General features: G+C 26.5%; 26 protein-coding genes and 1 other annotated feature. Of the genes, 5 read left to right on the forward strand and 21 right to left on the reverse strand.

The genetic code is table 11. The features are described from left to right. Nucleotides 1-46 precede the first annotated feature (46 nt). The 7 genes from AC4FQV_RS05285 to AC4FQV_RS05315 all read right to left on the reverse strand — a co-directional run bounded on the left by AC4FQV_RS05285 (nt 47) and on the right by AC4FQV_RS05315 (nt 5,026). Nucleotides 47-424, reverse strand: a complete 378-nt coding sequence (locus AC4FQV_RS05285; RefSeq protein ID WP_491138310.1) for a RidA family protein — start codon at nt 422-424, stop codon at nt 47-49. Nucleotides 425-509: 85 nt separating this feature from the next. After that, nucleotides 510-764, reverse strand: coding sequence for a hypothetical protein (locus AC4FQV_RS05290; RefSeq protein ID WP_491164824.1), 255 nt, complete (start codon nt 762-764; stop codon nt 510-512). A gap of 132 nt (nt 765-896) precedes the next feature. Further along, nucleotides 897-1,256 (reverse strand): methylglyoxal synthase, encoded by a 360-nt coding sequence (gene mgsA / locus AC4FQV_RS05295; RefSeq protein ID WP_491164826.1) that lies wholly within the window; start codon nt 1,254-1,256, stop codon nt 897-899. A gap of 207 nt (nt 1,257-1,463) precedes the next feature. After that, nucleotides 1,464-2,870: an aminopeptidase gene (locus AC4FQV_RS05300; RefSeq protein ID WP_491164830.1), complete on the reverse strand. Its 1,407-nt coding sequence runs from the start codon at nt 2,868-2,870 to the stop codon at nt 1,464-1,466. Between the two features lie 66 nt (nt 2,871-2,936). Then, on the reverse strand, nt 2,937-3,866 hold the full coding sequence (locus AC4FQV_RS05305) for a magnesium transporter CorA family protein (protein WP_491164832.1): 930 nt from the start codon (nt 3,864-3,866) through the stop codon (nt 2,937-2,939). Between the two features lie 45 nt (nt 3,867-3,911). Then, nucleotides 3,912-4,835, reverse strand: coding sequence for an HPr(Ser) kinase/phosphatase (hprK, locus tag AC4FQV_RS05310; protein WP_491138304.1), 924 nt, complete (start codon nt 4,833-4,835; stop codon nt 3,912-3,914). Nucleotides 4,836-4,846: 11 nt separating this feature from the next. Further along, nucleotides 4,847-5,026, reverse strand: a complete 180-nt coding sequence (locus AC4FQV_RS05315) for a DUF896 domain-containing protein (protein WP_491164835.1) — start codon at nt 5,024-5,026, stop codon at nt 4,847-4,849. A 271-nt stretch (nt 5,027-5,297) separates the two neighbouring features. Here AC4FQV_RS05315 and AC4FQV_RS05320 point away from each other — a divergent pair, with 271 nt between their 5' ends. Continuing rightward, a complete protein-coding gene (locus AC4FQV_RS05320) occupies nt 5,298-6,263 on the forward strand; it encodes a hypothetical protein (protein WP_491138302.1) in 966 nt (321 codons plus the stop codon). Between the two features lie 143 nt (nt 6,264-6,406). Then, nucleotides 6,407-6,607, forward strand: coding sequence for a hypothetical protein (locus tag AC4FQV_RS05325; RefSeq protein WP_491138301.1), 201 nt, complete (start codon nt 6,407-6,409; stop codon nt 6,605-6,607). A 22-nt stretch (nt 6,608-6,629) separates the two neighbouring features. Here the strand turns inward: AC4FQV_RS05325 and AC4FQV_RS05330 are convergent, their stop codons facing one another. From AC4FQV_RS05330 to AC4FQV_RS05355, 6 genes are all read right to left on the reverse strand, one after another. After that, a complete protein-coding gene (locus tag AC4FQV_RS05330; protein WP_491164837.1) occupies nt 6,630-7,241 on the reverse strand; it encodes a DUF488 domain-containing protein in 612 nt (203 codons plus the stop codon). 107 nt (nt 7,242-7,348) lie between these two features. Further along, nucleotides 7,349-7,504, reverse strand: a complete 156-nt coding sequence (locus tag AC4FQV_RS05335; protein ID WP_003481131.1) for a zinc-ribbon domain-containing protein — start codon at nt 7,502-7,504, stop codon at nt 7,349-7,351. A gap of 167 nt (nt 7,505-7,671) precedes the next feature. Beyond that, nucleotides 7,672-9,333, reverse strand: a complete 1,662-nt coding sequence (gene gltX, locus AC4FQV_RS05340) for a glutamate--tRNA ligase (RefSeq protein ID WP_491138298.1) — start codon at nt 9,331-9,333, stop codon at nt 7,672-7,674. 52 nt (nt 9,334-9,385) lie between these two features. After that, nucleotides 9,386-9,613, reverse strand: a binding site (T-box leader). Nucleotides 9,614-9,740: 127 nt separating this feature from the next. Further along, nucleotides 9,741-11,390, reverse strand: coding sequence for a hypothetical protein (locus AC4FQV_RS05345; RefSeq protein ID WP_491164840.1), 1,650 nt, complete (start codon nt 11,388-11,390; stop codon nt 9,741-9,743). 16 nt (nt 11,391-11,406) lie between these two features. Continuing rightward, complete coding sequence (locus AC4FQV_RS05350; protein WP_491164842.1) at nt 11,407-12,054, reverse strand: hypothetical protein; 648 nt, start codon at nt 12,052-12,054, stop codon at nt 11,407-11,409. Nucleotides 12,055-12,231: 177 nt separating this feature from the next. Then, the gene (locus tag AC4FQV_RS05355) at nt 12,232-12,612 is read right to left on the reverse strand and encodes a hypothetical protein (protein ID WP_491138292.1); all 381 of its coding nucleotides are present in this window, start codon (nt 12,610-12,612) and stop codon (nt 12,232-12,234) included. Between the two features lie 260 nt (nt 12,613-12,872). On the opposite strand from AC4FQV_RS05355, the gene AC4FQV_RS05360 reads away from it, so the two are divergent. Then, the gene (locus AC4FQV_RS05360) at nt 12,873-13,787 is read left to right on the forward strand and encodes a radical SAM protein (protein WP_491164845.1); all 915 of its coding nucleotides are present in this window, start codon (nt 12,873-12,875) and stop codon (nt 13,785-13,787) included. Nucleotides 13,788-13,814: 27 nt separating this feature from the next. Here AC4FQV_RS05360 and AC4FQV_RS05365 read toward each other — a convergent pair whose 3' ends face one another. Further along, a complete protein-coding gene (locus AC4FQV_RS05365) occupies nt 13,815-14,525 on the reverse strand; it encodes a Crp/Fnr family transcriptional regulator (protein WP_491164847.1) in 711 nt (236 codons plus the stop codon). A gap of 160 nt (nt 14,526-14,685) precedes the next feature. Next, nucleotides 14,686-15,432, reverse strand: a complete 747-nt coding sequence (gene truA / locus AC4FQV_RS05370; RefSeq protein ID WP_491164849.1) for a tRNA pseudouridine(38-40) synthase TruA — start codon at nt 15,430-15,432, stop codon at nt 14,686-14,688. 202 nt (nt 15,433-15,634) lie between these two features. Between truA and AC4FQV_RS05375 the strand changes: the two genes are divergently transcribed. Beyond that, nucleotides 15,635-16,360 (forward strand): tRNA 2-thiocytidine biosynthesis TtcA family protein, encoded by a 726-nt coding sequence (locus tag AC4FQV_RS05375; protein ID WP_491164992.1) that lies wholly within the window; start codon nt 15,635-15,637, stop codon nt 16,358-16,360. A 39-nt stretch (nt 16,361-16,399) separates the two neighbouring features. On the opposite strand, the gene sdaAA is transcribed toward AC4FQV_RS05375, so the two are convergent. From sdaAA to AC4FQV_RS05395, 4 genes are all read right to left on the reverse strand, one after another. Further along, nucleotides 16,400-17,278: an L-serine ammonia-lyase, iron-sulfur-dependent, subunit alpha gene (sdaAA, locus tag AC4FQV_RS05380; protein WP_491138288.1), complete on the reverse strand. Its 879-nt coding sequence runs from the start codon at nt 17,276-17,278 to the stop codon at nt 16,400-16,402. A 3-nt stretch (nt 17,279-17,281) separates the two neighbouring features. After that, nucleotides 17,282-17,962: an L-serine ammonia-lyase, iron-sulfur-dependent subunit beta gene (gene sdaAB, locus AC4FQV_RS05385; protein WP_491138286.1), complete on the reverse strand. Its 681-nt coding sequence runs from the start codon at nt 17,960-17,962 to the stop codon at nt 17,282-17,284. A gap of 29 nt (nt 17,963-17,991) precedes the next feature. Then, nucleotides 17,992-19,059 (reverse strand): PTS sugar transporter subunit IIC, encoded by a 1,068-nt coding sequence (locus AC4FQV_RS05390; protein ID WP_491138285.1) that lies wholly within the window; start codon nt 19,057-19,059, stop codon nt 17,992-17,994. A gap of 210 nt (nt 19,060-19,269) precedes the next feature. Then, nucleotides 19,270-20,946, reverse strand: coding sequence for a PAS domain-containing sensor histidine kinase (locus AC4FQV_RS05395; protein ID WP_491164851.1), 1,677 nt, complete (start codon nt 20,944-20,946; stop codon nt 19,270-19,272). A gap of 376 nt (nt 20,947-21,322) precedes the next feature. On the opposite strand from AC4FQV_RS05395, the gene AC4FQV_RS05400 reads away from it, so the two are divergent. After that, nucleotides 21,323-22,840, forward strand: coding sequence for a YfcC family protein (locus AC4FQV_RS05400; protein ID WP_491138282.1), 1,518 nt, complete (start codon nt 21,323-21,325; stop codon nt 22,838-22,840). Between the two features lie 198 nt (nt 22,841-23,038). Here AC4FQV_RS05400 and AC4FQV_RS05405 read toward each other — a convergent pair whose 3' ends face one another. Both AC4FQV_RS05405 and AC4FQV_RS05410 read right to left on the reverse strand, forming a co-directional pair. After that, the gene (locus tag AC4FQV_RS05405) at nt 23,039-23,506 is read right to left on the reverse strand and encodes a DUF8426 domain-containing protein (protein ID WP_491138280.1); all 468 of its coding nucleotides are present in this window, start codon (nt 23,504-23,506) and stop codon (nt 23,039-23,041) included. 121 nt (nt 23,507-23,627) lie between these two features. Continuing rightward, nucleotides 23,628-25,460 carry a beta-N-acetylhexosaminidase gene (locus AC4FQV_RS05410; protein WP_491164854.1) on the reverse strand — a complete coding sequence of 611 codons (1,833 nt, stop codon included), beginning with the start codon at nt 25,458-25,460 and terminating at the stop codon, nt 23,628-23,630. Between the last annotated feature and the right edge of the window lie 14 nt (nt 25,461-25,474).

Consider the following 25,474-nt stretch of genomic DNA (forward strand, 5'->3'; position numbering starts at 1 on the left):
TAAAACCTTCTCCTATCCATTTTAACTTACAAGGATAAAACTATTTTTATAATAAAGCTATAACTTCAATTTCAACCTTAGCATCCTTTGGTAATTTAGCAACCTCTACAGCACTTCTTGCTGGTTGATTTTCTTTAAAATAAGTTGCATAAACTTCATTCATTTTTGTAAAATCATTCATATCACTTAAAAATACAGTAGTTTTTATTACTTTATCCATTGAAGTTCCAGCTTCTTCTAATATAGCTTTTACATTTTTTAAAGATTGAGCTGTTTGTTCTTCAATTGTTTCAGCCATTAAACCAGTTTCTGGGTCTAGTGGAATTTGTCCTGAAGTATAAACTAACTCTCCTATTTTTACTCCTTGTGAATAAGGACCTATTGCACCAGGTGCCTTATTTGTTTTTATGATTTCTTTTTCCATATAAAACATCTCCTCTTCTTCAATACAAAAGTTTAATCTCACAATTTAATTTTAATACAGTAGCACCCTAAATTCAACGTATTATCTACTTATCTTTCTCATTTTCTAAATTGTTTATATTTTGGTCTAAAGTTTTTAACTCATTGTTCTCTTTTAAATTATTTCCCTCTATATTATTATTTAAAATTCCTCCCATAACTAATATAGATAATATTAAGGTAACTATTTCATTATAATTTTTCGGCAAAATACTTATATTAAATCCCTCTAATATTAAAGGAATAAGTGCAAAAATAGCTAACCATAATCTATAATTTTTAAAAACACTATAATTTTTCATAAAACTCTACCATTTTATTATTACACTTTATAATATTCCATTTAAGATTTTATTGTTATTTAAATTAAAAACTCATTTTCTAAAATTATTTCAATAATAATTTTAAGAAAATGAGTTAACAACTAACTTTTACTATATATCTGCCATTATAAGTTTAGCACTTTCAGTATTTGTAGCTAAAGGTACTTTATAAACATCACAAAGTCTAAGTAATGCACTAACATCAGGTTCATGAGGTTGAGCTGTTAGTGGGTCTCTTAAAAAAATTACCATATCAACATCATGATTTGCTACCATAGCTCCTATTTCTTGGTCTCCACCTAATGGGCCACTTTTACATCTTTTAACTTCCAAAGATGTATTTTGCATAATTTTAAGACCAGTAGTTCCTGTTGCAACTAGTATATGTTTACTTAACTTATCTTCGAATTTTTTTGTAAGCTCTATCATTTCTTCTTTTTTCTTATCGTGTGCAATTAATGCTATTTTCATCTTACTCTCCCCTTTTTTCCAAAGCAAAATAAATTTATAATATTTATTGCTTTTTTAAAAATTTACTTCTGTTTTTAAACATTTACATAAATAATTATATAATAAATAACTATATTTTAAAATATAAACTAAGTTAAAAATAGATAAATTATATTATTAAAATTTAAAATAAAAAAGCACTATATAAAATATAGTGCTTTTTTTATTTTATGCTTCTTCAAAGAAAGCTCTATAGCATTTTTTAGTTTCATATAAATCAGCTTTAGAAGCAACTTCTAAAGGTGCATGCATATTTTGTAATGCTACTCCACAATCTATAACTTGCATATTGTATTGAGCTAAAATATAAGCGATTGTACCACCGCCTCCTTGGTCAACCTTTCCAAGTTCTCCTGTTTGCCATACAACATTATTCTTATCCATTATTTTTCTTAAATGAGCTATATATTCTGCATTAGCATCATTGCATCCTGCCTTACCTCTAGCACCTGTATACTTGCTAAATACTACTCCATGGCCAAAGTATGCAGTATTTTTCTTTTCACATACAGATGGATAATTAGGATCAAAAGCAGCTGTAACATCTGCTGATAACATCATTGAGTTTTGAAGACATCTTCTAAGCTTTAACTCAGAGTATTCTTCTTTTCTATCCATAAGTTCTGCAATTACATTTTCAAAAAATCTAGATTGCATTCCTGTAGCCCCTACACTACCTATTTCTTCTTTATCCACTAATAAAGCAACACAAGTTTTATCAACTTCACCTAATTCCATTAAAGCTTCAGCTGAAGTATAAGAACAAATTTTATCATCATGTCCATATGCTAAAATCATACTTCTATCTAAACCATAATCTCTAGCTTTACCAGCTGGAACAATTTCTAGTTCAGCAGATACAAAATCCTCTTCAGTTATACCATATTTTTCATTTAATAAAAGAAGAATATTAGCCTTAACAGCTTCTTTTTCCTCTCCTTCTTTTAAAGGCATACTTCCAACTAAAACGTTTAAATCTTCTCCTTCTACTACTTTAGCACCTTTTTTCTCTAATTGGTCTGCTGATAAATGTACTAAAAGATCTGAAACTCCTAAAACAGGGTCCTTTTCATCTTCACCTATATTAATACAAACCTTACTTCCATCTTTTTTAACAACAACTCCATATATAGCAAGAGGTGTAGTTACCCATTGATATTTTTTTATTCCACCATAATAATGAGTGTCTAAAAAGGCTAATTCTGAATCCTCATATAAAGGATTTTGTTTAACATCTAATCTTGGTGAATCTATATGTGCACCTATTATTCTTAAACCTTTTTCTAAAGATTCATGTCCTACTTTTATTAATGTTATAGTTTTATCCATATTTACAGAGTAAAGCTTATCCCCAGATTTAACCTTTTCTCCCTTTTCAATAACATCACATAAATTTTTGAATCCCTTTTCTTCAGCTTCTTTTCTTAAAACCTTTACGCATTCTCTTTCAGTTTTTGCAATAGACATAAAGTTTTTGTATCTTTCTCCTAAAGAAAATACTTCTTCTAAATCTTTTTTGTCATATTTTGTCCAAGCATTTTCATATTCTTTTTTTAACTCTTCTATACTTTTCATATTATAGCCCTCCTAATTATTTTATTTTATAACTTAATTCTATATTTTTGGTAATATTTTGTCAAACTATAGAAACTTTCTTAATTTAAAAATTAAGATTAAAAATAAGGCTGTAAAAAAAAGCATACCAATTAAGGTGTAGAATCCATATGGTGAGCTTTTAAATGGTATAAAGTCAAAACTCATAGAAAATATAGCTGTTATTAATTCTAAGGGTAAAAATATAGCTGTTATTATGGTGAAAACTTTCATAAGGTCATTGGTCTTATTAGCTAACTCAGATTCATAAGCTTCTCTTACAATAGCTAACTCTTGAGATAAATTATCTAAAGAAAGTATTAGCTTTTCTATTTTACTATTTATATTTTTAAAATATGCCTTATTATTCTCTCCTATAACTTTATTTTCATCTATTATAAGAGTATCACCTATATACCTTAAAGGTTTTATAATCTTTCTAAGCTTAAAAACCTCTCGTCTTATAAATAATAAGGAATTTAACTGCTTATTTTCAGTACTTTTAAGAATTTCTAATTCAATTTTATCCCCTTCAATTTCTAAATTTGATATTATATTATAGTTATTTATTATTATCCTATCTAAGATATAGTAAAGAATTATAGATGCTTTTTTATTTTCCTTAAATAGTTGACAATTTTTTTCTTCTTTTATATCCTCTATTAATTCATATAAAAGAGAAATTTTACTTTTATAAAGAGTAATAATAAAGTCTTTTCCTAAAAATATATCTAATTCTTTAGAGATTATTTGCCTTTCTATTTGTTCTATTATATTTATTAAAATAAAATTATAGTCCTTAAAAGAATCTATTCTCTGCTCTTGTTTATAATCAATACATTCCTTTATACATTCATAAGAGAAATTTTTTTCTAAAAAGCTAACTTCATCTTCCTCCATTAGTATCCATACATTACACTCTCCCCTTTTCCACTCCTTAAGTATTTTAAAATTTTCCTCAATATTAAATATAACCATATCATCACCTTTATTTTTGATATGGTTATATTCTTTGTTTTTTTATTAAATTTTACTCTCATTTTCCATGCTATCTAGCATTCTTTTTTCTATAATATCAACAGGAGAAACATCTGACATTCTTTGATATCTATAATTTGCAGCAGCTGCTTCTATAATTACAGCTATATTTCTACCTGGTCTTATAGGAACCCTTAACTTTTTAACCTTAACACCTAAAATGTCTTGATATTCATCGTTTACTCCTAATCTATCATAATCTCCATCATCTTTCCAATGTTCAAAATGAATGATTATTTTTATTTTTTTAGAAGTTAAAATTGAACTTAGTCCATATAAAGCTGATACATCTATTATACCCATACCTCTAACTTCAAGCATTCCAAAAGTTATCTCTGGAGACCTACCTATTAAATCCCCATCAATTTCTTTTATATCTACAGCATCATCAGTTACTAGTCTATGACCTCTTTTTATAAGTTCAAGGGCTGTTTCACTTTTACCAATTCCACTTTCCCCTGTAATTAACATACCTATACCATATACATCAACAAGAACCCCATGAAGTCTTGTTTCAGGCGCCATTTTATCTGATAAATACATTGTAATTTTACTTATAAATTTAGTAGTTACCATGTTACTTCTAAGAATCCATAAGTTTCTTTTCCTTGCTGCCTTTAACAGTTCTTCATGTATTTCTAATTCTCTAGTTATAATAAGACAAGAAATATCAAAGGAAAAAAATTTATTCAATCTTTTTTTTCTAAGGTCTGGAGACATATCTTCTAAAAAGCTCCATTCAGCTTTCCCTATAACTTGAATTCTCTCAGGAGCAAAATAGTTATAAAATCCTGCTAATTGAAGTCCTGGTCTGTTTACATCACAAACATTTATAGGAACATTTTCTTCTCCAACTTGCACTACCTCTAATTTAAAATCCTTTATTAATTTCTCTATTGTAACACCCACAAAAATCACCCTTAATTTTTCTTATTTTTCGGCTCAATTCCCTTTAATTGTTCTCTTAAATTACATTTAAATCTATTTATATATTCTCTTCTAAGTTCTTCTCTTTCTTTGTGTTCTTCTTCTGATAATCCTTCTTCTTTATGTTTTTTATGTAGTTCATTTATTCTTTTTGTTAATTCATCTATGTTCATCTTTAATCTCCTTTTTAACTTTAATTTATTTATAATATTATTTTACATTTGTATCTATTTTTTAGCAACAATCTTTCTTACTAAATTAACATTTTAAATCATAATATATTAAAACTATATATATTATGTTAATTTCTTTGAAATTTTTATCTTTTTAAATTGTAATATATTTCAAATTATTTTTTTTTATCTTATAATATTTTATATACTTTTTTTAATAAAGAAAGAACTTAATATTCTAATTAATATTTTTTATTAAAGGTGATGAATTATGAATAAAATAGCTTTAAATTTTAAAAACATGACAAATTCAGATAAAGTTAAATTTATAAATAATTCCTTAGTTTTAGATGGCATTAACCTAAATGAACTTTCAAAAAATCTAAATCTATCCCAAACAGATATAGTTATTTTTATGAAAAAAGAAGGTTTTTTCTTTGATAATACTGAAGGATATTTTAAAAAAGATAAAGATATTCCAACCTTAATAAATATGGAACCTTTAAATTTATATAATACAGATAGTTCTATAAATAAAAATTATAAAAAGAGAGAAGATGTACAATCTATTATAGATTCAATAAATGAAAAATTAAATATAAAAGAAGAAGATCCTAAATCTTTATTACCAGAGATAAAAGATATTGAAATTAATACTTCTCTTAAAGAAGAAAATACTATAAAATCTTATGAAAACATTAAAATTCCTAGAATTTCAAGAAGTGAAAGATTAAGAAAAAAAAGAAATAAAAATATATTTCTTAAGTTTATTTATTTTTTCAAAAATAAATTTAAGAAAAAAAACTCTAAAAAAGAAAATCTTATAAATGATAAAAAAAATAATAACTCCATCTTAAAAGAAGTAGCCTTAGATAATAATTTAAATAATCAACCTTCTTTAGATAAAATAAATCAAAGTAAAATTCCTAAAGAAAAAAACAATTATTCACAGTTTAATCCTAAAAAAATTAATTCTATAAAATTACCCAAAAACTTAAAAGGAAAAATTAAAAATTTAAGGAAAAGCTATAATAATAGCGACACCTTTATTTATAATAGTGATTTATATTTTAAAGAACTAAAAAAAGAATTTTTAAATTTAAAAGAAGAAAATAACAATTCTCCTAAGGAGGAAACTAAAGTATCTTTAGAAGAAAGAGTTAGTAAACTTGAAAAGAAAGTTCAAGAATTAGAGGATTTTTTCTTAGAGATATTTCAAGAAATGTCCAAAAAATAGTATAATAGTCTGTGTCTTTTTCTTTTAATATGCTATACTAAAGTGTATTTTTTTTAAAAGGTTCACAGACTATTCTTTGTTATATGATCATAAAACTAAACTTATACTTAATTAAAATAGCTTAAAATTTGAGGAGATTTGTTATGAATAAAATTAAGCTTTTTTTAACTGAAAAAAAATTTGGTGCAATATTCTCTTTAATCACCTTTATAGCCTCTATAACTATGATTTATGTAGCCCTTAAATCAAAGCTTTTATTTGTAAATATAGTAGGATTAATTTCTAGCTTTTTCTTTATGCTAAGCTCTATAAATACAATATATTTCAATTTAAAAAATTTATAAAATAAATTAAAAATAACATTAGCTAAAGTTTTTCCATTCTATATCCAATTTCCTTATTAGCTAATTCATATCCTTCTTTTATCATTTCATCTTCACTTTTTTCTTTCCCCATAATAGAATCTATAGTAATTTGTCCTCTATCTTTAAAATACTTTTCTAATAGCATATTTTCAATATCTTTTTGATTGCATAAAGAATAATCATGGAGTATATGCTTTACATTAAAGCCAATTTTATCCAATTCTCGCCCTACTAATATACTTCTATGGCACCTAATAGGCTCTTGCATAGCCCCTAAAAGAGCTATTTTATACCCTTTATCTATTCCATCTTTAAGCCTTTCTACTCCTTTTTTAAAAGAATCTTCCTTTATAACCTTGTTAAAATCAGCATATCCTAGAGAATTATATGAAACCTTGCTTTCTCTTTTAGCTGCAAATTCTTTAGCCATATAAACATAAGTAAAACCTAATTTATTTAAAGTATTCTTAATAGTTTCTTTATTATACTGCACATTATATTTAGAATAAGGAATTCCCCTTATATCAACTACACAGTTAATATTATATTTTCTTAGCATTTCTACAAGTCTCTTTACTTCATAATTAGAATGTCCTATAGTATATATTTTCATATTAAAAATCCTCCAAAATAATTATAAAATATAATTACAATAAAAATTTTACCATGAAATTAAAAAAGGTTGTAAGAATAATCTTACAACCTATAATAAACAAATTATTATCTATTATTTCTTTGAGCTTTTCTTGCTCTTCTGCAATCTAAGCATCTTACTGGATCATTTTCAAATCCTTTTTCTTTGTAGAAAGCTTGTTCTCCCTCAGTGAATATGAAATCTGCTCCACAGTCTTTACATTTTAATGTTCTATCTGCCATTTTGACATCCTCCTTAAATTTAAAGATTTAAATGGATTAATAAAAATTTTCTTTATTCTTTAAGTTTAAGGAAAATTTTATTCATCTTTTAAAGCTTTGTATCTTATGTTTAAATTATATCATTAAAATTTTAAAATAGCAAGTTTTTATTCACTATTTTTTAACTTTTACTTTAGTGTGATAAAATTTTTAAACCTTTCTCTTACAGCTTCCTCACCCATAATTTGCATTATTGTATATAGGTCTGGAGTATTCGCTCTATGTGTTAAAGCAGCTCTTACAGCTCCTGCAACATCTGATACCATTCCTTTATATTCCTCTGGATTCTTCTTATATTTCTTTCTATCAGTAGCATATCCTAAACTTACAGCAACCTCTTTTAAATCAGAGAACCAAGTATCTTTATCTGTATTAAAATTATATGCTTTTTCATAAGCTTCTATTATTCTCTTAGCTTCTTCTAATTCTAAAGTTTTTGGAAGTTCCACATTTTCTGCTGTTTCTTTATCAAATAATTCATCAAAGAAATAAAATACCTTCTCTCTAACTTCATCCCACTTAGCAAAATCTTTTCTTGGCTTTGGACCTTCCTTATCTATATTAAATACTTCCTTCATCATTTCTTCTTTTGCTGTAACTAAATTATACATTTCTTCATCATAATCTTTTGCCCACTTTGTATATAAATCATATACTTCCTCTGGCTTCATTTTACAGATTACATCTTTACTTACATCATTTAATTTAATTAAGTCAAATAAGGCTCCACTTTTACTCATTTTGTCTAATTCAACTTTATATTCATGATAATCCTTATCTGGATTTTCAGCTCTCCACTCTTCAAAGGCTGAATTTATAATATTTAAAAGATATTCAATAACTGATTTAGATGGATATCCTTTTTCTCTATAGTAACTTACTGCACTTTCTGCATCTTTTCTTTTTGATAATTTTCTTTTTGAGCTTCCATCCATTTTCATTATTGTTGGAATATGAGCATACTTAGGTGCTTCAACTCCTATAACATCAAAAAGTTGAAGATGTATTGGAAGAGATGATAACCATTCTTCTCCTCTTATAACATGAGTAGTTCTCATTAAAGTATCATCTACTACATGAGCAAAATGATAAGTTGGAAGTCCATCTCCCTTTATTATTACTACATCTTGAAGGTTTTCAGGAAATGAAACCTCTCCCTTTATCATATCTTGAGCAACAACTCTTTTTTCAGGATTTCCTGGTGATTTCATTCTTATAACATAACTTTCACCATTTTCTATTTTCTTTATAGCTTCTTCAGGAGATAAATCTCTATACTTAGCAAACTCACCATAACAACCTGGTGTTAATTTTTCAGCAATTTGCTTTTCTCTTAAAGCTTCTAACTCTTCAGAAGTCATAAAACAAGGATAAGCTAATCCTTTTCTTAAAAGGTCTTTAACAAAGGCTCTGTATATCTCTGCTCTTTCACTTTGCTTATAAGGCGCATAAGCTCCTTTTTCTGAATTTTCTCCTGTTATTCCTTCATCAAAGTCCATACCAAAACTATGCATAGTTTTTATAGTATCATCTATAGCACCTTCAACTTCTCTCTTTTGGTCAGTATCCTCTATTCTTAAATAGAATATTCCACCACTTTGATGAGCTAATCTTTCATTTATTAATGAAGCAAAAACTCCTCCTATATGTTGAAATCCTGTTGGACTTGGTGCATATCTTAATACCTTAGCACCTTCTTTTAATTCTCTCTTTGGATACTTTTCAAAATAATATTCCGGTGTTTTATCTACCTCTGGAAATATTAAATTAGCTAAATTTTCATAACTCATTTTTTCACTTTCCTTTCTAAATTTATGTAATAAAAAAATCTCTCGTCCTAAAAATTAGGACGAAAGACTTAACTTCCGCGTTACCACCTAAATTAGTTAGATATAAAACTAACTCACTTAAAATATTTAAGGGAATTATCCCTAGACCTACTCCTTAAAGATTAAGATTTTCAGCCTAAGCTCCGAAGCTTCTTTCTATAAAATTATCTTTTAGGCTTACACCCTCCCTAAATCGCTTTAAAATAATTATTTATATACTCTTCTTCATCATAGCAATAAAATATATAATTTTAAATAACAAATTATATTATAGCAGATTATATAAAGTTGTAAATATAAATATTGACTATTTAAAGCTTTCATTCTTTTAATTTACTTTAAATATTTATATTATATTTTTACAAAGCCTAATTAATAAAATCATTCCATATTTTAAGATTTTCTTCTTTAAATAAAATTTTATATCTAACATATTCATCATTATACGAAACAGAACATAAATCACATCTAATAAACCATGCTTTTATTAAATAACTTAAACTTTTAGAATATTCCTCTAAAACTTCTATGATTTTAGGATTAAAAAGGTACTTATTATAACTTAAAATTTTATTATGATTTTCATTATAACCCTTAAGATTATCTTTAATATAATTATTATCCTCTACTTTAAACCATGTCCATAAAATATATTCATATTCTTCTAAAATAGATATAACATCTTTTTCTATTAAATATTCTTTTAAATGCCATAAAGGAATTATGTTATTTCTAAATAAATAATTATTTGCGAAAAAATCGCATTTATTTTTTAATAAGCTATAAAAAAACTCTTCCATAGAAAAATTATTATGCTTATTTTTAATTAAAAGCTTTATTATTTTATCTTTTTCACTTAAATTACTTATTCTTTCTAAGAAATAAACTAGTAAAGGAGCCTTTGTATAATGTAAAAACTCTATTTTACCATGACTTCTTATACTTCCTTCCTCCATTGGAATAATACTAAACCTAAGTGGTTCTTTTAATGTCATATATAAGTATCTAGTATATAAGTTAGCCATTTCTCTATTAAAACTTATATTTAAATTTTCCTTAAGTCCTTTTTCTAAAGATTCTAAAGATAAATTTTCATAATATGTAGCTAAGCCTTCTGTTAACCAAAGATTAGGAGGAAGATGATAGGCTCTTTCTTTTAAAATACTATCCATAAAGCTATGAAATAATCTATGAGATAACAACTGCCAGTCCCTTTTTTTATAAGGATTAAAGGTAGCACTTATAATATTTTTCCCACTTCCTCCTAAAATATATGAATTATTTTCTTCATTCTCTCTAAGTAAAACTATATTAATATTTTTTTTATTAAAACAATTTATATTAAATAACTCACAATAATATTTATAAATATTATTTATATTTTTTAAAACTATTTCTTTTTCTTCCATACTTTTCACTAAATTATTTTTAATGTCATAGTATAATTTAAGATTTCCTTCTTCATTTTCTAAAATATATTCAGAAAAAAATCCAAAGGTATAGGAAGATTTCATTATTTCATAAAAATCACTCCAAGTACCCTTTAAAAGTTTTAATTTAAAATCAGTTTCTTTAAAAGGTATAATATTTTTATAATTATCTTCCTTAAAATTCTTATTATTTAAAAACCTTATAAAAGACATAAAATCTACCTCTAAAGTAAAAGGTGATTTTTCCTTATCTTTAATTGTAAGAATTTCAACTGGAAGTAAAAATACTTGCTCTCCTAAAAAACTTATCAAATCTTCTTTTATTACTCCTATTTTTCCATGCTTTCCTAAATATCCTATGGAAACTTCATACTCTAAATTAAGTTCTTTATTTTTATTATTTATATATATAAAATTTGAATCTGAATAAAACTCTTCATTACAATTAAATTTAACTATTCTTATCTTTCCTTTATAAAACTGAAGGATACCTAAATAAGCATTTTTAATATTAAGTTTTACCCTTAAAACATCTTTTTTATCTAAAGCTATATCTATTATAAATTTTATACTCTTAGCCCCACACATCTTAAATCTCCCCATTTTAAACATCAATATTTTTAATAACTTCTCCAAGCTTATTTATATAAAGTTTTTCTAAAGGCTCAAAAATACCTTTATTTTCTAAACTTTTAGAAAGTATATAAACCTCATAATAAGTTTTGTTTTTTAAAACCTTATCTCCTAATACATAAGCTTCTAAATCTTTAATATTTAACTCAGCTTCATACAATCTTGCAAACTTTTCTATTTCTAAAACTTCCTCATTACTCATATTTAAGTTAGTTATAAGGTCATAAATTCCACTTAAAGCTTCTCCATTTTCTCCTTTTAAAACCTCTCCTCTTTTGTTTATAATAATTCTATCTACTATCCCTGTTAACTCCTCTCCCTTTACGCTTTTAGAGTATAAAGTTACTTGATAATATCTATCCTTTCCAATGTCCTTAAATCCGTCTATATTAGCTCCTAAGTCCATAAAATAAATCTTTTTCATATAATCTAGTGCATACTCTTTTACTAAATTTTTTTCCTTATCTTTTATATAAAAATCATCATATTTATTTAAACTCTTATTTAAATTAAATTTGCTGTTTAACGTATCCTCTTTTAATAAATTATCTTTGTAAATTATACCTTCACTAAAAAACAAAGTAGAAACTAAAATATTTGCTATTAAAAATCCTTTCACTTTCTAAACTCCAATCAAATTCATTTTAAGTATATTATTTACAAAATTTATATTTATTAATCATTTTATAAAATAAGATAAAAATCTAAGAATTTAAACTTTTACAATAAACTTTAAATTTTACTTTATTATAATTTAAAACTTTAACCTTTTATATTCTTAAAATAAAATAAAGTTTTAAAATATAGTAAAAATTTTATACACAAGATATATTAATATAAAGAATATTCCTAAGCATATAGCTAATTGGCATAAAGAAAATACTATAGCAAAACTTCCTAAAAATACTGAAACAATCCTCTCTATATTCCTTAATAAAATCTTAAATTTAGAAGGTTTTCCCCCATAATATCCACTACTTGAACTATCATTGCAATCTGAAGAAGAACTTCCATAACTATATTCATCACAATCATCGGAAATATAAATATCCTCTAAATCATCCATATCATCAATATCTAAGTCATCTAAATCGTCAATATCATAATCATATCTATCTCTTAAACTTTCATAATCTATAGACTCTCTTGTACTTGGCTTTTTAGATTTATAGCTCATCCTTATCCCTCCATTTATAAGTCTATTTTAAAATACTAACAATTTATCTCTTTAAATTTATTTTATCATTTTATTTATTTTATTATATCTAAATAATTGTATTATATAACATTTTATTACATATTCATATTAAACAACTATTAAATTTAAATAAAATACTTATTACTAAATTTATAAAAATTCTAGTTCTCTTTAAACTTCTTGTTACTTAATATTTTAAAATATATAATTAATATTGAATATAGATTAGAGGTGTTTTAATGGAAAATAAAGAGCTATTAGAAGAGTGTACTCTTTGTACTAGAAGGTGCAAAGTTAATAGATTTAAATCTCTTGGAGTTTGCATGGCTAATGAAAAAATTAAGGTAGCTAGGGCAGAACTTCATAAATGGGAAGAACCACCTATTACTTTTAAAAAAGGTTCTGGTACTGTATTTTTTTCTCACTGTAATTTAAAATGTGTTTTTTGCCAAAATCATGAAATAAGTCAAGAATTTAAGGGAATTGAAATTTCAATTGAACGACTAGCTGAAATATTTTTAGAACTTCAAGAAAAAGGTGCTGAAAACATAAATCTAGTTACCCCAACTCATTATGCAGTTCAAATATTAGAAGCATTAAAAATAGCAAAAAGAAAGGGCTTAAATATTCCTATTCTTTATAATACAAATGGCTATGATACCTTAGAAACAATAAAATTACTAGATGGCTACATAGATGTTTATCTTCCTGACTTTAAATATTTTAAAGATGAATATGCCCTTAAATATTCAAAGGTTAAAAATTATAAAGACAATCTTCTTATAATTTTAGAAGAAATGTTTAAACAAGTAGGTCCTCCTAAGTTTTCAGAAGAAGGAAAACTTTTAAAGGGTCTTATAATTAGGCATTTGATGCTTCCAGGACTTTTATTCGATTCAAAAAAGATTATAGATACAATATACTCTAAATTTAAAAACAATGTATATATAAGCATTATGAATCAATATACTCCTATGCATAAATCCTGTAACTACAAAGAAATAGATAAACCTTTAAACCCTAAGCATTACGACTCTCTTATAGATTATGCACTTTCCTTAGGAGTAGAAAATGCTTTTATTCAAGAAAATGGAACTAATTCAAAATCTTATGTTCCTTCCTTTGAGTTTCAAGGGGTTTTAAAAAATAAATAAAAAAATAATTTCGTAGGAATTGTTTTCCTACGAAATTATTTTATTTAGCTTATCTATATCCTTTATTATCAAGGATTTATTACCTCTTATTTCAATTAATCCTTCCTGTTCAAAAATTGAAAGTTTTCTACTCATTGTTTCTCTGGTTATTCCACAATAGTTAGCCATATCCTCTCTATTTATAGGCAAATCTATAAATATATCTCCACTCTCTACTTTTCCATACTTCTTTTTAAATTCTTTTAGCATATAAGCTATTCTTACCTTAACATCATTAGTTACTAATTTATGAGCAAATTCCTCTGTATCTCTTAAACGATTAGTCAATGATTTTAAAACTATCATTGCAATTCTTGGATTTTCTTCTAAAATCCCTTGAACCTTCTCTTTATCTATAGCACAGACTATAACTTCATTTAAAGCAATAGCATTAAATGAAATCTCCTCTTCCTTGTTAAAAAGACTTGTTTCCCCAAAATAATCTCCTAAGGAAAATATATGTATTATCTGTTCTTTTCCTCCTTTAGTAAGCTTAGATATTTTTACACTTCCTTTACTTATTAAAAATAATTTTGAAAGCTTTTCCCCTTCATAACAGATATACTCTCCCTTATTAAAATGAAAACATGTCATTCCAGCAGCTAACTTGTCAAATTCTTCTTCTGTTAAATCCTTAAATATAGTAAGTTCCTTATTGCTAATACAATTTTTATAGCCCTTGCAATCACATTTTTTCATAAATTCTCTCCTAACTTATATTAAAACTTATAAACCTTTAATCTTTAGTATTTATTATAATATATTTATAAACTTTTTTTTACCCTTATTTTTAAGCTTTTATAATATGTAAAAAGACTTATAAAAAATATATTATTTATATTTTTTATAAGTCTTTATTTTAATACTCTAATTCTACAAGGTATAACCCCTTAGAAGGAGCTTTTTCTTTAGCCTTTTCTCTTTTTTTAGCCTCTAATATTAAAGACACCTCTTTAGGTGAAATCTCTTTAAGACCAACAGAAACTAAAGTTCCAACTATTATTCTAACCATATTTAATAAAAATCCATTTCCATTTATTCTAATTCTCAATATATTATTATTTTCTTGAAAACTTATATTGTTTATTGTTCTTAAAGTTGATTTATTTTTTGATTTTAAACTTGTAAAACTTTTAAAATCATGTGTTCCTAATAAATACTTAGCTCCTTCTTCCATACTTTTTAAATCTAATTCTTTGCTTATATGCCAAGAATATTTTCTTAAAAATACATCATGAAATTTATTATTGTCTATAACATATTCATATGTTTTTGATTTAACATTAAATCTTGAATGAAATCTAAGACTAGCTTCTCTTATATCTTTTACTCTTATATCCTCAGGTAAATATTCATTTATATATGTAATCATAAAATCTAAATCTTTATTTGAATTTGTTTTAAAATTTGCTACATAATTTTTTGCATGAACTCCTGAATCCGTTCTTCCACAACCTATTAATTGAATATCCTCCTCAAGCATCTTACTTATTAACTTTTCTAATTTATCTTGAATGGTGCTAACACTATTTCCCTTTTGATTTTGCTTTTGCCATCCCTTATACTTACTACCATCATAATCTAATATAATTTTTATATTTCTCATTCTAAAGTCCTCTCAAAGTTTTTAATTTTAGCCTTATTACTTATTCTATTTTATTTCTATGAATATATAGAGTCAACAATAAAAAAATTCTATATCTACATTAATAATAAATTAATTTTTACATAAAATATTCCTCTTTAAAAATCTTCTCTTTTATTATAAGATAATTAAATAAATATTAAGAGGTGATTTAATGAATACTATGCAAAAACTACTAAGTAAAGCTAGACAAGCCATAAATGAATATAAACTTATTGAAGAGGGCGATAAAATAGCTGTAGGTTTATCTGGTGGTAAGGATAGCTTAACTCTTTTACATATATTAAAAAACTATCAAAAATTTTCTCCAGAAAAATTTGAATTAATAGCTATAACTTTAAATCCAGGTGGCGTTGATAATTCCCCTTTACATAAACTTTGCAAGGAAATTAATGTTCCCTTTTATGAAATACAAACAGATATTCAAGAAATAGTCTTTAATGTAAAAAAAGAGAAAAATCCTTGCTCTTTATGTGCAAATCTAAGAAGAGGAGCTTTAAATGACAATGCTAAAAAATTAGGATGTAATAAAGTAGCCTTAGGTCATCACAAAGATGATGCTATAGAAACGCTTATGTTATCTATAAGTTATGAAGGAAGAATAAATTGTTTTTCTCCTAAAAGTTTTATGGATAAAAATGATTTAACTCTTATTCGTCCTATGGTATTTATAGATGAAAGCCAAATTAAAAAGGCTTCTAGGGAATATGATTTTCCTGTAATAAAAAATCCTTGTCCTGCTGATGGAAATACTAAACGAGAAGAAATTAAAAGAATTATTAGAGATTTAGATAAAAAAATACCTGGCTTTAAGAAGAATTTATTTAAATCTTTAAGAAACTCAGAACAACTTTTTATTTGGGATAAGGATGTTGTAAGAGAAATGTAAAAAAGTGTACAAGTAAATACTTGTACACTTTTATTTAAATTACTTACCAAAAACTTTTTCTTTTAACATAAGTCCAGTCTTAGTAATAGCAACTCCTCCTAGAGCTGTTTCTCTTAAAGATTCAGGAAGTGCTTTTCCTACTTGAGCCATAGCAATTACTGTATCATCAAATGGTATCTTTGATTTTATTCCAGCCATTACAAGGTCAGCTGCACAAATAGCACTTACAGCCCCTGATGCATTTCTCTTTGCACAAGGAATTTCTACAAGTCCAGCTACAGGGTCACAAACTAATCCTAAAATATTCTTAATTACTATAGCTGCTGCATTTAAAGACATTTCAGGTGTTCCTCCCATAAGTTCTACAAGAGCTCCAGCTGCCATTGCTGCTGCTGAACCACACTCTGCTTGACATCCACCTTCAGCCCCTGCAAAAGTAGCATTTCTTCCTATTATAAGTCCTATAGCTGATGCTGCTAAAAGTCCATCTAGTAATTTTTCATCATCTAAGTTTAATCTTTCCTTAGCAGTAAACATTACAGCAGGAACTATTCCACAAGAACCAGCAGTTGGACATGCAATTATTTTACCCATTGATGCATTTACTTCCGATGAAGAAATAGCCATAGCCATAGCTAAAATAGCTCCATCTCCTGTAAAGGACTTTCCTGATTCTAAATATTTTTGTAATTTATAAGCGTCTCCACCTATTAAACCACTTAAAGAATAAACTTCTTCTTTTCTTCCCTTTGAAGAAGATTCTTTCATAACTTCTAAAGTTTTTCTAAGTTTTGCATAAACTTGCTCTCTAGTTAAGTTTTTATTTTCCATTTCAGATACTAAGGCATATTCACTAAGTTTAATACCTTCTTCTTTACATATTTCTAAAAGTTCTTCTCCAGTTTTTGCAACTTTCATCGGTTACTCACCATCCTCCTCTAGATTTATAAATATAACTTTCTTTATTCCGTCAATTTCTTCTATATGCTTTATTAGACTTTCATCAATTTCATTATCTATCTCTAAAGTCATTGTAGCATCCATTCCCTTTTGAGTTCTTGAAACATTCATAAATGCTATGTTTATTTCTTTTTCAGAAAGAAGCTCTGTAACCTTACTTACAGTTCCAAATTTATCATCATGACATGTAATAAGAGTTGGATAAGCTCCACTAAAGCTAGCTTCTTTTCCATTAACTTCTACGATTTCTATACTTCCTCCACCTATTGAAGAACCTAAAACCTCGCAGTGTTTACCAGATTCACATTCAATTATGAATTTAACTGTATTTGGATGGTAATCTCCTAAATCACATTCTACAAATTCATAATCTAAACCTTGTTCTTTAGCAATTTCTAAAGATCTTTTAAGTCTTTCATCATCTGGATTCATTCCTAATATTCCAGCAAGTAAAGCCTTATCAGTTCCATGACCTTTATAAGTCTTTGCAAAAGAACCATGAAGTAAGAATTTAACACTTGCTATTTTTTCTCCTGCTACAGCTCTTGCTACTTTTCCAAGTCTTGCTGCTCCTGCTGTGTGTGAGGAAGAAGGCCCAATCATTATAGGGCCTAGTATATCAAAAACACAAAGATTATTCATAAGTACACCTTCCTTTTTTTAATCATAAACTAGACGACAACATAATCATCTTTTTCTTTGTCTGCATCAACTTCTTGTACTTTGTTGTTTCTAACTTGATCTGCTGTCATTATCTTGTAATTTCTAAATAATAGATATCCTATCATACCAGCAATAACGTTTAGCACTATGATTATTGCAGCTGCAAGTAATACTTTAAGTGCTGGGTTATAAGCAAACATTACTGCGAAACCAGCTATTGGTGTTGCAGTTCCTGGAGTATTGTTAACAAGACCCATTAAAGCAACAACTATACCTGATAATGCTCCACCTATAAAGTTAGTTACATAGACCGGTATAGGGTTTGCAGAAATAATATCCGCCTGCGTAAGTGGTTCTATGGCAACGGCAATGGTATCTTTTTTACTACCAAATTTCATTTTTCCAAAGAATACGAAGTTCATGAAAGATGAACCAAATACTGCTAAAGCTCCAATTGCCATTGGAAGACCAGTTAATCCTAACATAGCTGTTAAAGCCATTGAACTTAATGGTGCTGTAGCAACTACAGTGATTATTCCACCTAGAATAATTCCCATGATTATTGGGCTAGCTGTTGATGTAGCTGTTATAACGCTTCCTATATTTTGTAGAGTTGTTTCTACAAGTGGGTTTGATATTGTAGCTATACCTCTTACAAGTGGTGCTCCTACAATGATAATAACTATTAAATCAAGTCCTGCAGGTATTTTTCTTTCTAAAAACTTAATAACAAATGATCCAAGATATCCCGCTATAAATCCTGGTAATATTCCAAACCCTGAACAAGCAAGTCCAGTTAAAACTGCATATACTGGAGATACGCCAAGAGCTAATGGTACTAAAATTGCAGCAGCAACTCCGCCTAAGCTACCGTTAGCAGCTCCAACTTCTGCTAAAAAAGGTATTTGTAAAACGTCTCCAAAGAAAGCCAGATGAAAGGCTTCAACTAGAAAGCTGGCACAAGCAGCATTTGCTAGTCCACCCATTGCTTTCATTCCATGAGGTGCTTTGTAACTAAATAAAGTAAATCCTCCTAAAACCAATAGTAACAATAATGTTCCAAATAAAATTTGCATGAAAAAATCCCCCTATGTATTTTTTTGTCTAATCTAATATTAAAATACTTTTATTAGCAAAATCATTTTACAACACAAAGTTATTTCAGAAAAGGTTTTCATGCCATTATTTACAATTTATTTTATTTATTAAATATTTATCAAAAAAATATAATAAAAGTTTATATTTAAAAGTTAAGGTTTACACCAAATAGATGTAAACCTTAACTTTTAAATATTATATATATCTGATAATTCTATTTTATAAAACTCTTCTCTATTTTCTTTTTCAGAAAAATTTATATATTGACTAAATTCGCCTTCATTTTCAATCCTTTTAACTGGAAGTTTAACTAAAACCTCAGTGCCTTCTCCTAATTCACTTTTAATCTCCATTTCTCCACCATTTATTTTAACTAGCTCATTAGCTATATAAAGACCTACACCACTACCTTCATTAATTTTTGTAAGCCTATTGCTAATTTTTTTAAACCTATTAAATAAGATATTCATTTTATCCTTAGGAATACCTATTCCCGTATCTTTAATGCTTATTATAACTTCTTTATCAGTAAAACTCATATTAACATCTATATTTCCATTTTCTTTATTAAACTTTATTGAGTTAGATAATACATTTAATAAAACTCTCTCTAAATGACTTAAATCAAAAGCAATTATTTTTTCTTCTTCTTCAGTATCAAAGGTTATATTTATCTTATTATTTTTAGCAAATTCACATATCCATAAAGTTATATCCTCAACACAACTTACTATATCATGATTTTTAATATTAATATTAAAAAATCCTGCTTCTAATTTAGTACTATCTATTAAATTGTTTATAAGCTTTAATAATCTAAATATATTTTGTTGAGCCATCTTAATGTAATTTATATATCCTTCTGAATCCGAATCTATGCTTTTTTTAAATTTCAACTCTAAAAGCTGAAGGGCACTATAAATTAAATTAACTGGAGTTTTAAATTCATGAGATATATTTGCAAAAAACTCCATTCTTAACTTATCCATTTCATGACTTTGTTCTATACTATCTGTAATATCATTAATAACTATAATTCTCCTAACTGATTTGCCAGTTTCATCCTTTACTGAATTTGCTCTAAATAAAACATTTCTAATTTCATTATCGCTTCTTATTATTCTTGCACTTTCCATAAAAAAATTGCTAAAATCAATATTATTAAACTTATGTCTATCCTCTGGATGTATCATATCTAATTTTACTATCATACTTTTTTCTTTATATAACTCTTTACAATTAATTCCATATAATTTTTCAAAAGCATTATTTACATAAATAGTTTTTTCTCCTTCTTTTATAATTACAACATCTTCTAAATAATTCAAAACCTCAAAAAACATTCTATTACTTTTTTCACTTCTATAACAATTATGATTATCACAAGGAAAACTACTACTTATTATGCCTTTATTTTCTAAATATAGATTTTCCTTATTAAAAAGACACTTATTATTTGCACACTCCTTAATTAAAGACTTTTTTATATGTAATTTTAAATTCTTTTTATCTACATATTCTTTTAAAATATTTAAAAGACTTATAACTAAAGCCTTTATTTTATCTAGTGAATTTTCTTTAGTTGTTTCTTCCTTTAGTAAACCTTTACTAAACCAAAAAACAACTAAATTATCCTCAATTAATTTTACACTTATTTTTCCACAGACCATATCTTCTAAAAAGTAATTCTTATTCTTAAATAAATATTTAAAGTCCATATTAATATTTAAAAACTCATTTAAAAACCTATTGTTGAATTCCTTTATACTAGAATTAACAACAAAAAAATCCTCCTCTTTTACTGTTCCGTAAATATACTCCATAGGACATAATTCTAATATTTGTTTAAAATTTAAATCTGTCATAATAGTATAACTCCCCTTTAAGTTATGTAAAATATTAAAAACCAAAGCAATCTTTCCCTTTATTTACTCTCTATTATAGGCATTTTTACACTTTAAAACAATATATTAAATTTATTTTAATTATGTAAAAATATGATAATTAATAAATTTATATATTAAATTTTATATTAAGTCAAGCTTAAATAAATTCATTTTGTACTAAATAATAATTATATTTATTTCATTAATAATTCATTACTTTAATAATATTTACTCTTTACCCCAAAATTACAAAAGAGTATAATTAAGACAATACAAGTATTTAATCAATAAAGTTTATTTACTGATTTTTATTTGTAAAATAAATAATAAAAATTTTTAAAGAGGAGGTAAAAAAATGAGTAAGAAGACTAAGAAGAAAAAGTTTTCATTTCCGACGGCCTTTACTGTGCTATTTATTGTTTTGATATTTTCAGCTGTTTTAACTTACTTAATTCCTGCAGGGTCATATTCTAAATTGTCCTACAATGAAGAAGAACATACTTTTATTGTTACTAATCCCCAAGGAGAAAGTACTAAAGAAGCTGTAAGTCAGGATACCTTAGACAAGCTTGGTGTAAAAATAGACTTAGATAAATTTACTGATGGAAGTATAAATAAGCCTATTGCTATACCAAATACTTACGAAAGGGTTACACAAAATCCTCAAGGTATTGCTGAAATAATTGAGGCTCCAATACAAGGAACCTACGATACAATAGATATCATAATGTTCGTTTTAATAATTGGTGGAGTAATAGGTGTTTTAAATGCAACTGGTGCATTTAACGCTGGTATAGCTAGCCTTTCAAAGCTAACTAAGGGTAAGGAATATATCCTTATAATACTACTATCAATTATAGTAGCACTTGGTGGTACTACATTTGGTTTAGCAGAAGAAACCATTGCCCTGTACCCGATTTTACTACCCATATTCCTAGCCTCTGGCTATGATGCCATTGTTTGTATAGCTACCATATATATGGGTTCCTCAATAGGTACAATGTTTTCAACTGTCAACCCATTCTCATCAGTAATAGCATCAACTGCTGCTGGAATAAGCTTTAAAGAAGGTCTTAACTTTAGAACTATAGGATTAGTTTTAGCTACAGCTATTGTTATAATTTATATCCTTAGATATGCTAAAAAAGTTAAAAACGATCCTACTAAATCACTTGTTTATGACCAAAAAGAAGAAATCGAAAAGAAATTCCTTCATGATGCTAACACAGAGGCTCCTAAATTTACTTGGAGACTTAAGCTTATGTTATTAATATTTGCTTGTTCTTTCCTAGTACTAGTTTACGGAGTTTCATCTAAGGGTTGGGGCTTCATACAAATGACTGCTCTATTCTTAGTAGTTGGAATAATCCTAGGTGTTATATCTGGAATGGGAGAAAAGAAATTTGTAAATACCTTTATAGCAGGTGCAGCTGACTTAGTTGGTGTTGCTCTTGTAATAGGTGTTGCAAGATCTATAAACTTAATACTTGAAAATGGTAAGATTTCAGATACATTACTTTATGTTTTCTCAAACGGAATACAAGGTATGGATAAAAACATCTTTATAATCTTAATGCTTGTTATATTCATAATCTTAGGATTCTTTATACCATCATCTTCAGGTCTTGCAGTTTTAGCAATCCCAATTATGGCACCTCTTGCAGATACTGTTGGATTATCTAGAGATGTTATAGTTAGTTCATATCAATTTGGACAAGGTTTAATATCCTTCATAACACCGACCGGATTGATTTTGGCAACTCTGGCAATGGTAAATATAACCTACAACAAGTGGTTGAAGTTTATTATGCCTCTAATGGGAATAATAGCTGCCTTCGCAGCAGTATTACTATTAATACAAGCGAACTTTTAAAATTATATTAAACATTTAAAAATTAAGTCCTATAAGATAATTTTATCTTATAGGACTTTCTTTATATATCTTGATTTTTAATTATATACTTTATTTTTAATTTAAAATTATAAATTAAAAATAAAAAAGGAATTTCTAGAAACCTTTCTAGAAATTCCTTTTAAAAATAATTTTTAAATAAATTAAAATTACCTATAACTAATTTTCTTCTTTTAATTCACTCATAAACTCTTGAGCTTTTATCTTTAGTGGACTATCATCTTTAAGCTTTTGTAGTCCTATACTTAAGCCTTCCTTGTCAATTACTAATCCATCAGTAGGAATATACCATTTTACTCTTCTACAATGTTGCATAGGTAATTCATCTAATCCTACTTTATTAAATATAGGTTCAAATCTATAAGGGCTTGTTACTTTTCCAGCTGCTACAATAGTAAAACTTCCATCTCTTGAATTTATTTGTTTTAAGATAAGCACATCTCCAACCTTAACTTCCTCTGCAAATCTTTTTATAACAGCTCCATCCTTTTCTAAAAGTTCATATTCTTCCTTATTATCAAAGTAATCACCTATATTTCCAGGACCAACAATTGCTACTCCTAAATCAAAGAATATATCTATTAAATTTGTATTTCCTATCTCTGCTGATATTTGCCAATAATTCATAATTATTACCTTCTTTCATTTTATTAATTATACATAATAAATAAAGTTATCAACAAAGTTAATATTTCTTCCTATTTAATTATACTCCTTTAATTTATTTTTGTTTAGCCCTTATATTCCCCTACGCTCTTAAATAATCACAGGTATATTTTATAACTTCCATTATTCTATTTAATTCACTCTCTTTATTTGATTTTCTCCAAACTGATTTATAATCATAAAACCAAAGCTCTAATTCCTTAGCTAAATTATTTTTATTAATTTCTATTAAGCTTTTTTTATTAAATTCTCTTTCAAGAATTACCATGAAAATTTTATTTAAAATTTCTAAGCCCTTTGAAGATAAGATAAATCCTTGAATAGCTTCCTTGTTTTCTACCTCTTTAAGCATTCTTATAAAATCTTTTCTTACCTCTATAGAAGTATTATATCCTTCTAAAAGCTTTAAAGTATCTATATTTTTAATTTCTTCTCTTGTTTCCTCTCTCTTATTAAATTTTTCTTTCCATCTAACAAGTTCTCCCCATCCTGCAACTTGATTTTTAGATAACTTATTCATTAAAGAAACTACATTTATAGCCTTATCTCCAAACTCCATAATTGATATTGATTTAAAGACTTCATTAAAATCTTCTTCCCTTGGATTCCATGAAAGACTAGCTCCATAAATCATAGATGGAATTGAATTTTCTAATAAATTTATATTTCCATAATCGCCCCAGTTTGTATTTAAAACTCCTATAGCTCCATATTTTATTCCATGGTTAACCATTCTTCTTATATTACTAAAGGAACCTTCTATAAGATTCATAAGCATATTCCATCCGCAAACGCCAGGACAAACATATTGAACCTTATTATTTTCAGCTATAATTCTTGGTGCTACATCATTAGCTTGAGGATGATAATTCCAAGTTAAACAAGTTAAATCCTCTGGTATATATTCTAAAAGTTCAGGATATCCAACTATAATATCTCCCCAAAACATAACCTTTTTATTAAATCTCTTTGCAATGTTATAAACCTTATTTAAAAATTCAGTATATATTCTTCCAACACCTAATTCTTCTGCTTTATTCTTACTTTTTCCTCTTCCTAAATCAAAGGTTTCATCACAACAAATATTAAATTTATCTGAAGTAAATAAAGGAATAAATTCTAAAAGCATTGATTCAACTAGCTCTAAACTCTTAGGATTTGTAACATCTAAGGTGTGATGAGCCATTCTATCTACAAAGGAATACTCACAATCTATCTCCTCTAATTCACAAAGTTCTTTAAAGGACTTACTTCTTAAAACTTCATATAAATGTCCAAAGGTAGATAAAGACGGTACAAGCTCTATGTGCCTTTCTAAACAATATTTATCTAATATTAATATTTCTTCTGAAGTTAAAGGGTCCTTATCCATCCAAACTTCACTCATTCCCTTAAAAGCAAAGGTATGTTCTATATATAATTGAAGTTGATTTATTTTATAAAAAGCTGCTTTATCTACTAATTCTTTTAAAGTCTCTAAAGTTGGTACCATACCTCTTGTTACATCATGATAAAAACCACGATATTTAAAATATGGAGAATCTTCTATTATCATACTTGGAATACAAGCACCAAACTCTCTTATAAGTTGTCTTAAACTTTGACATCCATAAAAAAGTCCCTTATCCATTCCCTTTATTATTATTTTATCTTTATTTATTTCAATCTTATACTCTTCCTCTTCTTCAAATTGAACCTTTTGAAAAATTATTGAATTATTATAATCCTTTTCAATAAATAATTTATTTATATTAAGGTTATATCCTAAGGAATTTTCTATTTCCTCTTTAAGTATTAATGCAGAGTTTAAATTTTCAAAGGATAACTCACTACTTAAAATAATTTCTGTATCTCTTTCTATGAAGAACTCTCCTTCTTTATTTAAAATGTTTTTTGGTCTCGGTATTAAATGCATATATTATTCCCCCT

This window comes from Clostridium sp. TJA038 (assembly GCF_058310255.1).